Annotated in this window: 6 protein-coding genes; 2 read left to right on the top strand and 4 right to left on the bottom strand. The window is 59.1% G+C overall.

Features of this window, described 5'->3' with window-relative positions:
• Window positions 1-155: 155 nt before the first annotated feature.
• The 3 genes from ACI5FR_RS06605 to ACI5FR_RS06595 form a co-directional block, all read right to left on the bottom strand.
• A complete protein-coding gene (locus ACI5FR_RS06605) occupies window positions 156-2,366 on the bottom strand; it encodes a helix-turn-helix domain-containing protein (RefSeq protein WP_405451963.1) in 2,211 nt (736 codons plus the stop codon).
• Between the two features lie 191 nt (window positions 2,367-2,557).
• Window positions 2,558-8,218 (bottom strand): DUF4962 domain-containing protein, encoded by a 5,661-nt coding sequence (locus ACI5FR_RS06600; RefSeq protein ID WP_405451960.1) that lies wholly within the window; start codon window positions 8,216-8,218, stop codon window positions 2,558-2,560.
• A gap of 416 nt (window positions 8,219-8,634) precedes the next feature.
• Entirely contained in the window at window positions 8,635-12,300 is a 3,666-nt protein-coding gene (locus ACI5FR_RS06595; RefSeq protein ID WP_405451957.1) for a glycoside hydrolase family 44 protein, read from the bottom strand.
• 218 nt (window positions 12,301-12,518) lie between these two features.
• On the opposite strand from ACI5FR_RS06595, the gene ACI5FR_RS06590 reads away from it, so the two are divergent.
• Both ACI5FR_RS06590 and ACI5FR_RS06585 read left to right on the top strand, forming a co-directional pair.
• Window positions 12,519-13,190: a response regulator gene (locus tag ACI5FR_RS06590; RefSeq protein ID WP_405451955.1), complete on the top strand. Its 672-nt coding sequence runs from the start codon at window positions 12,519-12,521 to the stop codon at window positions 13,188-13,190.
• Window positions 13,180-15,186, top strand: a complete 2,007-nt coding sequence (locus ACI5FR_RS06585; RefSeq protein WP_405451952.1) for a sensor histidine kinase — start codon at window positions 13,180-13,182, stop codon at window positions 15,184-15,186. Before ACI5FR_RS06590 ends, ACI5FR_RS06585 begins: the two co-directional genes overlap by 11 nt.
• Before the next feature lie 7 nt (window positions 15,187-15,193).
• On the opposite strand, the gene ACI5FR_RS06580 is transcribed toward ACI5FR_RS06585, so the two are convergent.
• Window positions 15,194-17,530 carry a helix-turn-helix domain-containing protein gene (locus tag ACI5FR_RS06580; protein ID WP_405451950.1) on the bottom strand — a complete coding sequence of 779 codons (2,337 nt, stop codon included), beginning with the start codon at window positions 17,528-17,530 and terminating at the stop codon, window positions 15,194-15,196.
• Window positions 17,531-17,564: the final 34 nt, after the last annotated feature.

Here is a 17,564-nt window from a genome sequence, read left to right as displayed (position 1 = left end):
CGCACAACTTGCAATTCCTTTCAGATCATATGAAAAAAAGACTAGGTTTCGCAAAAGCTCTAATCCTCCCCACAAAGTGACGTGTTCCTCCGACGAGTATGCCAAGTCCTTTGCGGGGACCCCGGGGGTTAAAAAAAGTTCCATGACGGAACTTTTCAAGAGGAGGTGGAGCTTCGTTTGCGGTATTCGCTTGGGGTCATGCCCGTGTATTTTTTGAACATCCGGTTGAAGGAAGTAATGTTCTGGTACCCGACCGCCTTGGCGGCATCGTGAATCTTGATCCGGCTGTCGGCGAGCAGCGCCGTCGCCTTCTCGATTCGGGTTTCATTGATATAGTCGACGATGTTCTTGCCCGTTTTGGCTTTGAAGTAGGAAGACAAGTAGCCACTGCTGATCTTCAGCTTATCCGCCAGCACATCCATATAGATTTCTTCCGACAAATGGTCTTGGATATACTCCATGACGAAAGCCGCAATCGGGAGCTTCTCTTCCTTCTTCTCCTTCACCGCCTCCGCCACCCGCGTCACCCACTCGAGCAGCAGCTGCTCCAGCGCCTGGGTCGAGCTGCACCGCTCCATCCGCTCCCCGGCCCGATCCAGAATCGATTCGAGCCGTTCCGGTTCGACCATAGTCGAGGCGGCCGCATGCCGGATTTTGCCGATCAGCGATTCCGCGAATCCGAGCTGGGCCGACGCGGTCGCCTCTTTCCATTTCCCGAACAACCGTCCGAGGAGCGCCGTCAGCTGCGGCCCGTTGCCTTCCCTCAGCTGGACCTCGAACTCCTTGTCCTGGTCCGGCGAGAAGTGGGCGGCGGCCGGGTTCGCGGCGCGCTCGCGCACAATCTGCGTTTCGCCGATCAGCCGGCGCTCGCCGATCAACTGCTGAGCCTCTTCGAAGGCGCCGGTCAGCTGATCCGACGACGAATGGACGCTGGTCATCGCGATCGTCATGATCCCGTACTCCTTGTCGTGGTCGAACACTTCCTTCATCTGGCCGAACAGCTCGGCCAACTCGGCGGTCCGCTCTGTGAAGACGAGGCTCAAAATTTGATTACGCTCGATCTGAAATGTCAGCGAGTCCGGGAAGGCCGGCTTCATCTTGCTGTCGATATACGTCTTTAAGTAATATAGCCACTTCTGGAAGGATACTTGCGTGTTCGCGTCCATCGAGTGCCGCTGAATATGATACAGCACGAAGACGAACGGCTTTTCCGCGAATTCCAGGCTCGCCGTATCCGCCTCCTGGTTCCAGATCGCTTTCAGCCGGTTCAGGAAGCTGACCTGCCTGCGCAGCATCCGGTTCCCACGGATCTCGTCGCTGATAATATTGAACTCGCTGATGCTCGATCGATATGGCGTGCCCTCGTTCATGGAGCGGATCGACTCGATCACTTTTTTCAGCGGGTTGTTGATCCGGACGGCGAATACAATCGCGATCATGACGCTGAGCGTAATGGCGGCGATCATAATGATCACCAGCGTAATGTTCAACCGGGTTTGATACGCGATCCGTTCCACTGGCACCCGGTACATGTACCGAAACCCTGTCGTTTGCCCGGTTTGGATGAAATGATATTTCCCGTCCCGCACGAACTCGCTTCCGCCCTCGGTTCTCTGCAGATCGCCCTCGGTGAATAGCGGTTCCTGCTCTCCGCTCCGGAACAGCGCCTTCCCCTGGTTGTCATAGAGGATGAAATCGTCATAGACGCTTTGGTGGAACGCTTTGTACATTTTGATCGCATCCAGGAAAACGATCATGTAGAAATCCTGATTCCCATCGTTCTTGAACACGATCGGAATGAACTCGCCCAATCGCTGCGGACGATCCGGGAATAGGGACGAGCTGATGGCGGTGGACGGGAACACCCGGAACAGATACGGCTCCGAGAACTGCTGCTTCCAGAAGTCTAGCGAGTATTCGGCGTTTTTATAGAAAACGTTGAACATCGACTCGGCATTCGTGCTAGTCCCCTTTTCCAGCACCAGATCGTCGCGCTTCGAGTACAGAACGATATTATCGATAAACAAATACGGATTGGCCACAAACGTCCCGATTTCGCGGATGATCAACGGAAAATTCGTGTAATTCGGGTTGTTCTGAATCCGCTGCACTTCTTCGTTGAAAAAAAACAGCACCATCTGCCTTTTCACCAGATCCAAGTGCTTTTCATACCCGTTCATCGTATTTTCCAGCATCAGCGTATTGTACTTGACGATCTCCTTCCGCACATTCCCCTTGGACACGGAGATGGAGTAAATCGTCAGCGAGGCGAGCAGCAGAATGATGCAGAGAAAGCCTGCGATGAGCCGGATGAACAGGGAATTGGATCTGCGTCTGAAGAACAGGACCGATTGAAGACGTTTCATACAACCCCCACATTTTTATATGAAGTATTCGCTGTATTTGGGTAATTCAATCTTAACAAGCGATAGGAAGGGTGTAAACCGCAGGCGCGCGGTCGGGAGGGGAAGAGAATAGAAAAGTACCAGCTTTCGAAAAAGAGCCCAAAGCCGCTGCCCGGGAGAGGGACAGCGACTTCGGCTAGATGTAGACTACTCTAGTTGTACAGCGCCAAGTAATCGAACAGGAATTTGCTCGTGTACCGGTTCGTGCTGAACCGGAAGCCGTCGATCGCCGAGGCGGCCGAATTGTTGTAGAACGGAACTCCGGTCACCTTGTAGACGCCGGTCGTAGGATTGAGCGTGCCGGTATCTACCGCTCCGGTGTAGCCTTTGAACGCATCCGCCTGCATCGTGATGTCGTATGTCTTCGCGGTCGTATCGAGATCGAACCGGAGGGTGATCCACTGGTCTCGCGGCAGCGTGAATCCGGTCGACTTCGGAATTTTGAACGACGTATTGGTGGTGCCTACCATCTTCCAATAGCCGAAGGTGCCGTCCGAGAAGCCGGTGAACCGCACGACATCCGTCCCGGCGCCGAGCAGCTTGAGCTCGAAGTTGCCGACGTCGTTGTTCAGCCGGTTGAACATAAGCTTCGTCTCGAACGAGACGTTCCCGCTAAGGGCGGCGTTCGTCCTCCCCACGATGGGTCGTTCTGTATAATCGTTGTCCGACGTGAAGGAATTGTCCGTCAGCAGCAGCGCTTGCCCGCCGGAATCCGGCGACGGTACGATCGAGACCGACGACCCGCCGTTCGTCGTTACCGTCCAGCTGCCTCCGGTCGTCACCGTTCCCGGCGCCCAGTCGTCGAACGCTTCATAATACTTGCCGGTGCTGCCTGCGGCGGGCAGCGTCACGGTCGTACTCGGACCGTCGGCCGATTCGTTGCCCTGCGCATCCGACGCTTGAATCCGGAACGTATAATTTCCCCCCGGCTGCAGACCGGACGCGTCATATCCGTACACACTGCCGTTCACCGTCCCGGCCTTCACAAAGGACGTCTGCGTGCTGTCTTTCCGATAGATCGAGTATGTCGCCACATTGCTCAAGTTGTCGGTCGCCTGATCCCATTCCAGCCTTACCGCGCTCGGGAATAGCTCGACGGGACGGACTGCGGCGGTTAATCCCCATGTAGGTGGTGTCGTGTCGACCGTCGCGTCGTACATCGTTAAGTAGTCGAACAGGAATTTGCTCGTGAACCGGTTCGTGCTGAACTTGAGTGCATCGATCGCCGACCCGGTTGGTTCGTGGAAAAACGGAATTCCGGTGATCCGGTACACCCCGGCTTTCTTATCCAGCGTCCCGGCTTCGAGCGTTCCGGAGTAGCTTTTCAAGGCGTCCGCCTGCATCGTAATGGAGTACGTCTTCAGGGCGGTATCCAACTCGAACCGAAGCGTGATCCACTGGTCGCGAGGCAGCGTATAGCCGCTTAGTCTTGGGATGCGGAATGCCGTCTCGGTACCATCCACCACCTTCCAGTAGCCGAACGTTCCGTCCGAGAAGCCGGTGAAACGGATGACATCCGTCCCGGAGCCGCGCAGCTTGAGCTCGAAGTTGCCGACGTCATGGCTCAGCCGGTTGAACATGAATTTGGTCTCGAAGGCGACTTTCCCGCTGATCGGCGCGTTCGCTCTCGTCACGATCGGCGTCTCCGTATAGTCGCTGTCCGACGGAGAGTAATTATCGTTCACCAGCAGCACCTTACCGGTGGGGTCCGGCGATGCCGCGATCGCGACGGATGTTCCGCTATTCGCCGTCACCGTCCAATTGCCGCCGGTCGTTACCGCCCCCGCCGCCCAGTCGTCGAACGTCTCATAATACTCGCCGCCGATGCCCGTACTCGGCATCGTGATGGTCATACTCGGGCCATCCGCCGATTCGTTCCCCTGCGCGTCCGTCGCCTGAACCCGGAACGTATAGGCGCCTCCTGGCTGCAGGCCGGTCATGTCGAAGGCTGTCGAGCTCCCGGAGACCGTCCCCGCTTTCACAAAGGAAGTCTGGGTTGCGTCTTTCTTAAAGATCGAGTACGACGCTACGGTGCCGGAATTGTCGGCGGCCGGATCCCATGTCAGCCTGGCCGTTGTCGGGAACAGATGAACTGCGCGGATCGAGGCGGCTGCTCCCCATGCCGGAGCCTTCGTATCGATCGCCGAGAAGTTCAGCGCTGCGCTGTCCAGGGAACGATTATCGCTCGTATCCACGGCGACAACCGTGACCGAGTATGGCTTGCCGGCAGTCAATCCCGTGATCGTCGCCGTGGATGTACCGCTTGGGACGACCGATTTCTGCACACCATTCGCATAGAGCACATACTCCTTCACCCCGACATTGTCGGTCGACGGCGTCCAGCTGACGGTGGCGGTCGAGTCCGCTTGGGAGACGAGCGTGAGATTGGCGGGGACGGTCGGCCGTACCTCGTCCGCCTTCACTTCGATGAGTCCGATCCAGTCGAGGTTCATGGCCCCGCCGGCGTGCCACAACGTAATATCGACCGGACCGGCGGCGAGCGGCTGCCCCGTCTGGACCCGCAGTCCGTTCCAATTCGCGGGCGTCGTCCCCCAATCGGGAGTTGTCGGCGCCTCCAGATAGTACGCTTGATTGCCGATCATGGCTAATCGGCCTGTGAGCGTTCCAGCCGGGAGATCCCATCCCGCCGCGTATTTCAGTACGAGGTCGTAATTGCCGGCCTTCGGCACATTCATCGTCCACTTCGCCCACTGGCCTGGCTGATCCCAGCTTCCCAAGCCGACTCCGCCGGACAGGAACGGGCGGTTCGAATATTTGGAGAAGCTCTTGCCGCCGAAGGCATTAAGCGCCTCCGCTTCCTGCCAGACCATGTACAGGTTGGACCGCTGCACATCCGGATTCGACCAAAGCACCGTGTTCGAAGGGTTGCCCGCTCCTATCCTCTTCAGCTTCAGCAAGCCGGGTGCTCCTTGCAAAATAACCGCCGCGTTCGCTTCGAGATACACGCTATGCGGCCGTCCATGCTGTTCGAACAGCAGGCCGGACGGAGCCTCCTCCACCTCGTACAAGCCGGCCTCGTTGGTGAGGTTCCCCCAAGCGACCGACGCCCCGGCCGTATCGCTATGCGCGTGCAGCGTCACCGATCCCGATACGCCACCGATGTTGATCGGCAGCGTCACATCGGGGAGCGGCTCTGGCATCGGCCCATTGTTCAGCTTGAAGGCCCGTTGCCCTTTCTCCACATTCAGGGTCAACTTGCTGCCGGCCATATCCCACTGCACACCGCGCTGGGCCATCCGCTGCTCGACCGATTCGCCGCGCGGAATGTTCGTGCCGCTGACGGCGTCGCGCAGACGTTTGGTGCCCGGAGCATTCAATGTAACCTGCGTATCAGACGGACCCGATACGGACAATCGGTCCAGGCCATAGACGATTGTAGCAGGCTGGTCGCTCTCAATGAGCGCTACGCCGTTTTTGACAACCTTCGTTCCGTCGACGAGCAGCACGGAATCGTTCTTCAACGCCACGGCGGTCCCGTTAAAGCGAACGGTGCCGGCATCGATTTCCCCGCCCGTCGTCATCCGGACGTATACGACCGTCCCGTCCGTAAATGTCAGCAACATGTAATTTCCATGGTTTTCCGAAACGACGCTCTGCGGCGTGGAATCCCGCTTGTAGGCTTCCAGGGTCGAAACGAAGGTCGTGGCGGTCGTTCTCGGCGCGATGAACGCCGCATGCTTCTGCTGCTCGGCGGCATACGCACCGCCCGGCTTGACTTCGGTTCCATCGATGCCCAGGAACTGGTCCTCGTATTCAGTGCGCAGGTTTTGCGGCGCGTGGAACCGGACCTTGAGGCCCGCCCCGCCCTTCAGGATCGTGGCGCCGGCTTGATCTGCATCGAGCACGAGCTCATCCTCGGCATGCAGCCGCCACTCGAATTCGTTGCCCTCCGGATTCGCGCCTTGCAATTGATCGATGACGACGAACATATTCGGCCTTACATAGATGACACTGCGGCCCGCTTCGGTCAAGGCTGTCCCATAAGCCGCGGACGCGTCGCCGCTCACGGCGTCGAAGTCCGGATGCGTGACGAAGCCGACTACGCGGCCGTCGGCGTCGATGTTGCCGACCGGCTGCCCTTGCTTCCCGTCGTATGTGATCGCATTGGAGGCGAACGTCGACTTGGCGTAATTTTTGTCATGGACAGAATCGTATTCGTCGTAAAACCCGCTCTCGATGGCAAGCGGTTCGCCGAACGCATTGAGGACGAAGCTGTTCTGATCGGCGTGGCTGTGGTTGTAGCTGCCATAGGGGCTGGATTTGAAATAGAACGAGACACTGTCGGGGTCGTAGAGCTTCGAATGCATCGCCACGAGCCCGATGTCCTGAAACCACTTCGAATCCGGCAAGTCGACCGGCGGTTGCACCGCGAGATCGTCGTCCCCATAGAAGTAATTGCTCAAATCCGGGTACATGCCGGAGCCAACCGCCTGAGCCGCCCATTGCAGCCGAGGATCGCCGTACATTTGGGCGAGTCGGGTATAAGCGGTCACGCTCGGGCCGGCCGGAGAGTCTTCGCTGCCGTCCCCGAATATGCCCTTCGGGCTTCCCTTCGGGAACGCATAGAGCGGATAGGAGCCTTCGTTCCGGGAATAGGCTTTGTCATACAAGTTGAAGCCGCTCGCCGCCAGAAGGACATCCATAAATTCCTTGCCGAACATGGACGACCATTGCCAGTACCCGGTTCCTTGCGCCCACCCCCCGTTCTCTCCTCCCCACGGAGGCATGATGTTGATGTAGGCGGGAACGACGCTGCGGAACCACTGCTCGGCCGCCGGAATATCGTTCAGCATCGCCGTGGCGATAATGCCGATGTAGCCGAAAGCGGTCCAGCCGTGCGAATCGAACGGATTGCTCGCAATCGGGTGGGTCACGACGAGGTTGTTCATCATCGTTTCCGTCCGGGTTTGAATCATAGTCTGAACCTGCTGCTTCTCTGTCGGCGACAGCAGATCATAGAGCCAGTCGTAGGCCATCGCGGATTTGTACGTAATGTAGCGGTGCACTTGATCGTTGGCGGCGTAGCTCGTGGCCCCGTTCGTATTCCACGAGGCGATGCTCAGCAGCCGGGCTTTCGCATCGTTCCCGATGTCTGTCGATCCAGTCAGGAGATAGATGAACGCCGCATCCGTCATCAGGTTCACTACACCGTCGGAATAAGACCGCAGGTTCGACTGCCCCGCAGTCGGCTCCGCCGGGTACTTCGGAGGGTTCAAATTCGCCGTGACCGACGCTAGCTTCGCGTCATAGACGGACTTCCCTGACGTCTGGGCCAAGCTGCGGAAATCATCCAGCGTATCGGCCTTCGTCCAGATGCGCGGATGCTGGCTGCCGACTTGGCTCATGAGCTGCTCGACGGAAGGCACGGCGAACGGGACATTCTGCTCCTCGATGCGGAAGCGGCGAATGTCGCTCCACTCCGACCAGCCGTCGGCCGGCTTATGAAACCTCACCCGCCAATACCAAGTGCCCGCCTCGAACACATGCGGGAAATTGTAGTAATTCACCGTCAATGTCGGATTGCTATAGACGACATTCGCTACGGTGGCGCTGCGGCTTACCTGCAGCTCGTAGTTATCCGCTCCGGGCACGGCCGGCCAGCGGAAGTCGGGCGGGTTCTGCGTCGTCACGAGCCCCTCCGCCGGCCCGAACGGCATATTGAACCCGGACAACACCGAGGCGGGCCATGCCGCAGCCGCCTCTGCTCTGGAGGGGTTCGATAGTGGGCCTACCTGGAACACACTTGAAACCAACATAAACACGAGACCCAGTGTTACTCCTCTTGCCTTCATCCAACTCCTCACGTTTAACTCATCCTCTCCATGCGAAGATTGACCCTTGTTCGTCGATTCCTGATGATTGTGAATCCGCTTACAAATATGCGCCCCCTTTCGCTTTCGTTATCCCCATCGTAGCCCCGCGGCCTTCGGATCGTATATGAACGGAAGCGGTGATCGTTGAACTTTTTTGCAATCAGCCTAAAAAAAGACCAGCTTCTGCAAAAGAGATTAAATTCAGCCGACGTCCTTGAAGGTTCTTCCTTAGAGGGAACATTTCACTTATTTCTTGCAACATGGAGGGAGGTTTAAGCCGAAAAATTCGGGTTACTGGGCAGGGAGGCGGCCCGAGCGAGGACCCACCCCAGCTAACACCACAAAAAAGCTGCCGGGAGCGAATGTCCCGACAGCTTTCTTGATCCAGTATGGTGTTACGGAATCACAATCAACGCGGCCGAACGCGCGTTCAACTGCACCGTGAAGCCCCCGGACGTCGTGGCGAGCGTGCCCGACAGGGCGAGGCGGTTGTTCGCGTCGAAACGGTACACCTGCGCTTGGTTCGTCGCATGGAAGGTGCCGGCCACATCGATCGAACGGAGCGCGGTGTCCTTGTTGAACAGCAGCACGTACGTCTTGCCGTCCGTCCCGGCGATCGTGTAGGCGCCGACCGCATCGGTGATCTTGCTCGTGGTCGGCACGCTGGAGCCGCGGATTTGACCGCCTTGGCCGTCATAGTTCAAGAACAGCTTGAACGCATCCTCGAGAGGCGTATTCGCCGGCAGTGTGCCGAAGCGAGTGGCGAGGTCGACGCCTTCGCGCCCGAAGATCGCCAGCGCCTCGGCTTGGGCGAGACCGGCCGTAATCCCGTTGCCGTTGCCGAAGTTGTATTCCGTGATCGCGAGCTTCGTATCCGGTTTCGTCTTCGCGATAATCTCTTTCATCCGCGGGATGAGCCGGATCGGCTCCTGAATCCAGGATTCGTCCACGAAGTTCGGATCGTAGAGAGCCTTGAGCGCCTGGAAGCGGCGCTTCGCCGCGGCCGGCCCTTCATCGAAGCCCGGTACGCTGTTCTCCTGCGAATAATAGTGAATATCCAGGTAGTCGATCAGGCTGACCCCGGTGGATTGCTTATAGGCCGAGGCTTTCTGGAGATACCACTCCAGGAACGGCGTGCCGCCGTGCGCTTGGCGATCCGGACCGTCCCAGCAATTGTCGGCGGACGAGTAGAAGTACGCGCACCAGCCCCAAGAGGTCGGGCCGAAGATTTGAGCTTGGCTGTCCTTCGCCTTGATCGCGGAAGCGTATTTCTCTGTGAAGCCCCACAGCTCATCGTAGGTCGGGGCTTGCGGATGCACGTCGCGATGAGTCACGTGCCAGATCTCCGGCTCGTTGTCGAGGGCGTAGTAGTGCACCAGGTTGCCGGTCCGGCCGGCGATATGATCGATCCAGCGGGTCGCGAAGTCGACGCCGACCGGGATGGACGTATCGCGCGGATCGTTGTTCGTAATTTCCTTGCCCGTGCTCTTTAAGACGCCGTTGCCCGCATCCGGATACTCGAGCGGCGAACTTTGCTGCGTGCCGTATTTCTGTTGCGAGAAGCCCCATGTGACTTCCCGCGACTTCGGCGTCCAGCCGATGGTGGGAATCGTGAGAAGCACTTTGCCTTGCTTGGCGTGCACCATATCGATGAACCGATCGGACATCGTGCCGGCAGGGTCGGTCTCATACGGGAAGTTCATGAAATACCAGTCGGAGGCGCGGTTCGCCACGTCCAGCTCCCAATTGTAGCGGGTCGTGTTGTTGCCGCCCCAGCGCTGTACCGGGAAGTTCAACGTCGATTCAGTAGGATGCGCGTCGTCGAAGTTAATGCCGTAGATCTCCGGATTGATCGCGCGGCGCTCGGCCGTCATATCGACCGTGACCTGTAGCTTCGGAAGCTCCGGCTCAGGCAATTGGCCGGCATTCAGATTTCGCAGCAGACTTACATCGTCGATATATACCGCGGCCTGATTGTCCTCCGTACCCGCCTGGAAAACGAGCCCGTCGACATCTTCATTCCGCAAGCCCATATCCGCGAAATTAATGACGAAGTGCGTCCATACCCCCGCCGGAATCGATCCGCCCGGCGCATGCTCGTTCAGGTCGACCGACCCTTGGTAGGAGTCGCCGTTGTACGCATGAAGCATCATCTTCTGTCCCCCGGTCGTTCCTCCGTGCAGCCAGAAGTCCACCCCGTAGTAGCCTGAGACGCTGCGCTTCCGGTCCGCGGCGAACCAGACGCCGTCCCAGCCGTCCGGCTCGAACTTCACGGCATACGAGCCGCCGTGCGTTTGCTCCGTATTGGCGAGGTCTTTGTCATGCCAGCTCTGATTGCGGAAGCCGTTCTGCAAAGCATCGTCGTAGACGTTCTCGGGAGCCACTTGCGTCACTTGTACGTAAGCGACTGCGGTCAGAGACTTGTGGGTGGCTGTGATCCGGGCGATCCCCGGAGCTACTGCTACCAGAGCGCCCTTGTCGACCCGCACGATATCCGGACGGTCCGATTGCCACTCCGCCTTAGCCGTGACTACCTCCGTATTCCCGGTCTCAAGCCAGGACTCGGCTTCCAGCCGATGCGTCTCCCCGGGAAGCAGGACGAGCTGGGACCGATCCATCCGTACTTCCAGCACGGTCGGCGGCGCGATATATTTCTTAATAAGGGCGATGTCGTCCAGATACAGGGCCGCTTGGCTGCCGCTCGTCGTCCCGGCGATCCGGATCCCGTCGAAGATCTGGCCCGGCAAGTTCAAGCCTGGCAGCAGGATCTCTGCTTTTGTCCAGACACCTGCCGGGATCGCTCCACCCAGGACGTCGGTGAGAGGAATCTCTTGGACCGCTTGGCCGCCTGCCGTGAGCACCACCTTCACCTCTTGGCCGCCGGCGCTGCCTCCGTTCACCCAGAGCTGCAGCTTCTCGAATTCCTTCGTGGAAATGATCCGGTCGCTATAGAAGTACAAGGACCGATCCTCCTGCGGCGCGAACCGGATCGACTGGGTCCCGGTGTGCACAGTCCCCTCTTCATTCACCGAATGCTCGGCCCAGCTATAGTCCGTGAAGCCGGTCTGGATGCTGTCGTCGTACACATACAGGCCGTCGATCGTCTCGATCGGAGCCGCCGGTCCGGTGCGCTTCACCTGTACCGGGAGCTGCGCTTCCCGGGTTCCATAGACGGCCCGAATGACCGTCGAACCTGCTTTAACGCCCGTGACGACCCCGCCGGCTGCAGTGGCGATCGCCGCGTCCGCCGAGGACCAGACCGCTTGAGCGGTTACATCCTGCAGCGTCCCGTTGCTGAGGCGCGCGGTGACTGTCGCGGCTTGGCTATCCCCCGCGTTCAAGATCAGCTGCTCCTGCCCGAACAACAGCTCGGTCACAGATGGAGGCTGTCCGGGACTGGATGTTGGGGTTGGGGTCGGGCTTGGACTTGATGTCGGACTTAGTGTCGGAGTCGGGGTCGGCGTTGGCGTTGGCGTTGGGCTTGGCCCAGGCCCCGTACTGCCCGTGACGAAAGCCACGTCATCGATGTACACGTCCTCCTGATCGCCGTCTCCCCATAACCAAATGCCGTCGAGCAGCCCCTGTATGCCGAGCTCTCTCAGATTCACCTGGACTTCGGCCCATTTCCCGGCCGGGATACCGCCAGGAAGCAGCGATTCCACCTCCCGCTCCGCAACCGGCTGTCCCCCTAGCGAGAATACAAGCTTGAGCTTCTGTCCTCCTGTCGATCCGCCATGGATCCAGAATCGGAAAGCCGTATAGTCGTCCGCATTCATGATGCGATCTTTGTAGAAATACAAAGCCTTCCCGCCATCCGGATTGAGCCGCACCGAACGGCTTCCCGTATGGGCCTGCGCCGTGGACGCTTCATCCATCTCCGCCCAGCCGTAGTTCACGAACTCGCTCGACAGCGCTTCGTCATACACGACGAGCGGCCCGGCCGCCGCCGAGAACGCAGGCGTTCCTCCGCCCAGCCCCGCCGGCACGAGCATCGTCCACGCCAGCAGCGTCGCGGCGGCCCGGCACAGCTTCGCCTTGCCCTTGCTCCTATTATTGATCATAACTTTCTCTCCTCCCGCTTTTCATGAGCAGGACCGACACGGCCGCACTCTCGACTATCATACTTCCAGATCCTGTAACCCTCCTAGTGACACGGTGTCATCACTTTTGTCATGCCCGTCATGACTGTTCGATGCACTATGCCATTGCTCCGACAAATGTGTTACCCTGAGATCAAATCCAATCCCTAACAATTCACCGAAAAAGAGGGTTGCGCGCTATGATCCGCATCTTGATCGCCGATGACCAAACGCTGCTCCGGGACGGGCTGCAAACGATATTGAATCTGGAAGACGATATGGAAGTCGTCAAAGTGGTGGGGAACGGGCAGGAAGCCTGCGAAGCGACGAAGGAGCTCCAGCCGAACATCGTGCTGATGGACATCAAGATGCCCGTCATGGACGGGATCGAAGCGATGAAGCGGATCAAGCGGGAGTCACCCGGGACGATCGTGCTCATCCTCACTACGTTCGCGGAAGACAAGTTCATCGTCGATTCGATCTCCGGGGGAGCCGACGGCTTCCTGCTCAAGGACATGCCCGGAGACCGCATCGTCCAGGTCGTACGGGAAGCGGCTCAGGGGCACGTCATGCTTCCCGTCGCGATCGCCGCCAAGCTGGCCGCTCGGCTCTCCGCGTTCTCCGGCACCGGCAGCGACACCTTCAACGAAGCTGCGCTGAAGCAGCGAGGGCTGACATTCACGGAGCGGGAGCGCAAAATCATCCTGCTCATGCTCGAGGGCCAGAGCAACAAGCAGATCGCCGGCACCTTGTTTATGAGCGAAGGCACCGTGCGCAACTACATCAGCGTCATTTATAACAAAATCGGCACCAACGACCGGCCGAAAGCCGTCGCCTTGCTGAAGGAGCTGGTGCTGCAGGATGCGGAGTAAAGGCATTCGAGGCGTCCTTCCCTTTCTCGGCCTCGTCCTCTTGGTCGCTCTGATCGTATATGGGTGTATCGCGCTGTCCTACTCCTCCTACTACGGAACGAGACCGCTGCAAGCCGAAGAATCGGAGTTCGCCCACTACTACCCGAACCGTTGGCAAATTCACCTGGGGGACAAGGCGGACGGGACGGCCGACTGGCAGCCCTTCGATGAGAATGCGCAGAAGCAGCTCTCCCGCTATGAAGGCACGCTGTGGCTCCGCCGCACCCTTCCCCCTCTCGCCTCACGCGACCCTTATTTCTTCCTCGCCGGGTTCCAGCGGTTCGAGGTGTTCGTGGATGGCCGGCCGGCCTATAGCTTCAATCTGGACGGGAAGCAGGAACGCCTGCAAGCCTTCTCCCCTCTTTATCCGATTCGGCTTCAGCCCGAGAATGCAGGGAAGGTCCTGGAGATTCGTGCGATCTGGAACGAATCGTATTTGCCTATCGGGTGGAGTACGATCGGGGGCCGCTACCATCTGCTGCTGAATGTCCTGGGGACGGAATGGCCGCTCGTCCTCTATTCCGTCCTGCTCACAGGCACAGGCCTGATCGCGGTCGCTTTGTTCCTGAGAAGACGGAAGGAGTCGCTCTATCTCTGGTTCGCTCTGCTCTCCTTATCGGCCGGTTTCGGGCTGTTGGGGAAAATGACGCTGCTGCAGTGGCTTTTCGAAGTGAACGCCTTTTATTACTGGAAGGACCTTCTGCTCGCCGTCGCCATCTATGCGTTTATCGGGTTTTACGGAGCGGCGCTTCGTCTCAGCGGGGGTTGGATCTACCGGACGATGAACGGCATTATGCTGCTGTATACGCTGTTGGCGGCGGCGGCCGGATGGCGGGACCCCGTGTTGTTCTGGCGGCTCCTGGTGGACTGGCTCCCTTATTGCTGCATCCCGGTGCTGATCGTCGTTAGCGTCTCGCTCGCTCGGCAATACCGGAAGCACCCCCGGTCGGAGACGGTATGGCTCATGCGAGGCTACGGCGTGCTGCTGCTGACCGGGTTGATCTACATCCTACTTAATTTCTCCCCTGTGCTGGTGGAAAGCGTCATGCGCCTGAGCCCTCATATGTCGCTCGTCATCTATCATGAGCTGCCGGCGGGCTTGCTGCTGTTCATGCTGTGCCTGGCGATGGTGATCGTGCACCGGTTCATGGAGGTGTACCGGCAGGTGGAACGCCATACGGCCCTGCTCGCTGCCAAAAATGAAGAGCTGGAGCGATTCCAGAGCTCGCTCGAGAATCAGGTGCGCCTGCGTACGCAGGAATTGGAGGAAGCGAACCGGTCGCTCGCCGCCACGATGCGGGAGAAGGCGGAGACGCTGGCGGAAGTGTCGGTGCTCGAGGAGCGCAACCGGATCGCGCATGAGATTCATGATGTCGTGGGTCATACGCTCACCGCGGCCATCGTGCAGCTGGAAGCGTCCAAGAAGCTGGCCGGGCGCGACCTGGCGAAGGCGGCGGAGAAGCTCGATACGATTAACGGGCTGGTGCGCAAAGGGCTGGACGACATTCGCCGATCCGTCCGGCTGCTGAAGGATGAGGGGGAGCCGATCGAGCTGCATGCCGCCTTGAACGATCTGATTCGCGAGACGGAGGCGACGATGGGGGTACGGATCGAGACCGACATCGAGCCGATTGAAGATTTGGGCTCGCTGACGCAGCGGGTGCTGTATCACGCCCTGCAGGAGGGGCTCACGAACGGCATCCGGCACGGCAACAGCCGCCGGTTCGCCTTCTCGCTGCGGCGGGAGGGGCCGTGGATCCGGTTCGTGCTCGACAACGATGGGGCCCCGTTCGGCGATGCCAAGCTCGGATTCGGGCTGACGGCCATGATGGAGCGCGTGCAGCTGCTTGGCGGGGCCGTGGAGATCGGGCCTACGGCAGGAGCCGGGGTTGAGGGCGGCCCGGGATACGGGTGCAGACTGGCCATCCGGCTGCCGTATACGGCGTCTTTGGAGTAAATAAGCTTCAGCTTCCGTCACGGTGCGCGGCAAGAGCGGCGGCCGAGCGGACGGCGGTCGCATTTGTGCCATATACGCGCTTGAACGCCCGGCCGAACGTGTTCGAGGAGCCGTAGCCGACCAACGCCGCAATTTCCTTCACCGGGATATCGGTTTCGTTCAGCAGCTCCATCGCACGCTCCATGCGCTTGCGCTCCAGATAGGCGGTGAACGTCTCGCCCGTCTGCTCTTTGAAGAATTGCGAGAGGTACACCTCCGACACCTGGAGGCTGCGGGCGATCTGCAGCAGAGTCAGCGACTCGAGGCTGAACGAAGCTTGGATCGACTCCAACACGCGCTGAAGCAGCTCGCTGTTATGGCTTTTTTTTCGCCCGGCGACGGCGGAGCAGAGCCGGAGGAATTCGTCCCGCAGCTGCCGGAATTCAGAATGGCAATCCTCGTAGGATTCCAGCTGCTTCAACCGCATTTTGAGCTGCTCTTGCACGTCCGGCTCCTGACGGGGGAGCTCGCCGCCCACCTTCACCAGACATCCCCACAGTTGATAGATGAACAAACGCAGCATCTCGAACGACAGCCGACGGTCGTTGAAGTTCGCCGTCTCCAGCTCCAGGAACAGCCGCTCGATCTGGTCGGTCTCCCCGACCCGTGTCAGCGTACCCAGCCGCGTCTCCACCTCGACCGGGAAGTAGAACGGCGTGACCGGCGAAGGGAGATCCTCATAGGTCAGCACCGCGCCCTTGAAGCCGGGCTTCGCGTACACGAGCGCTTGCTTGGCCTCGTCATAAGAGCGGGCGATGTCCATCCGCTTGTCATAGAAGGTGCCTCTCGCGAACGCCAGCTCGCCGTTCACCTCATGGCGAATCGACTGCGCCAGGGCCGTCAGCTTGGCGTCATACACGGCCTTGCAGCCGGCCGCCGTCTCCTGGTCGCCCAGCAGCAGCAGGAGGAGCCGATCCTCCTTGGTCTCCAGCACATAGAGGCGGCCTTCCAAGGCGAGCTCCAGCTTCTCGCGCACATGCAGCCGCTTGAGCGCCAGCTCGTCGAGAATGTCTTTGCTGATCCGATCGTAATACCCGAGGAACTGCACGATGGCCACCGCATAATAGGGCGCCCTGATCGTCAACCCGGCATGGGACAGGTTGGCCTCCAGCTCGTCCTCGTTCACGAACCCGTTGCGCAGCAGCCGCTCTAGAAGGGCCGCCTGGAGCAACGGCAGCTGCTCGCCCACCTTGTCGCGCAGCTGCTTGTTGCTGTGTATCATGTGCGACACCGCCGTCTTCAGGAACGGATACATCCCTTTGGCCTTGGGCAGCTCCTCACCGAAATGCTCCGTCAGTGCGCCGATCAGCCCGCCCATAGGCTTACTGCCGCGGTAGGCCAGCAGGAGCGAGATCAGGCCGCCGAGCAGCAAGGAAAGGGCGAAGAAGAACATCGTCACGTCCCGGATATAGTTCACCTTCTCCAAAATCACGTTCGCCGGTTGAACCGCTACATATGTCCAGTCGTTGTAGCTTGACTTCGTGAATGTGACGAGCATGTCGCGCCCGTCGATCGTCTTCCGGAAAATCCCGCTTGGACTGTCGGCCGGCAGGTCGACATGCGGCAGATCGACTCCAGAGACTCCGGACCGGGACAGGTGGGTGATCCGCTTGCCCCGTTCGTCCGCGATGTACGCCCACCCGCTGTCGGAGACGTCCAGGCCGCTCACCAGCTCCTTCAATTCCTTCTCCCGGATCAGAATGATCGCCGCGCCCGGCGAGTAATTCGGATACCCTAAGGAGCGTATAACGGTGACCAGGCCCTGTCGTTCTCCATCATGCGTAATGCTGCGCGCCGGCAAATATTTCTGGTAGTAGAACGGTTCCAGCGCCTCTGCCCGCCATAGCTCAAAGGGCACTCCATCAAGAAGCATATGCCGCTGGTAAAATTCGCTCAGGCCATAAATCGTATGATTGCTGAGCGCCACTTCGCTTCCTTTGTACAAAATATAGTAGTCGAACACAAAGCTGTTGATCGGCTTGAAATCGGCCAGCTTCTTAATCAAGTCCAGCACCTGGCCCATGCTCTGGCTGCTGATGGGATTGTTGACATATTGAAACTGAAGGACTTTCGGATCGCTGACCAGTTTTTGTGCGAAATTGTCAATCTCGGCAAGTCGGGTGTCGAGCGTCATTCTGGAATGCTCGAGGATCGACAAGTTGCTCTGCGTCGCATCCTCCTCGACCAAATGCAAGGTACGCTGATAAATCAGGAAACCGGAGAGGAGAGGAATGAGCAGAATCAGCAAATAAGGCAAGGCAAATCGGTACAGGAGCTTGTTGCGGATTCTTGCGCTGAAATTCATCCCGATCCCTCCAATCGCCGTGAATCTCGATCTG

This window comes from Paenibacillus sp. HJGM_3, assembly GCF_045062745.1.
Classification (GTDB): domain Bacteria; phylum Bacillota; class Bacilli; order Paenibacillales; family NBRC-103111; genus Paenibacillus_AA.
Note: the sequence above shows the minus strand (reverse complement) of the source record. Positions and strands in the feature narration are given on the sequence as shown.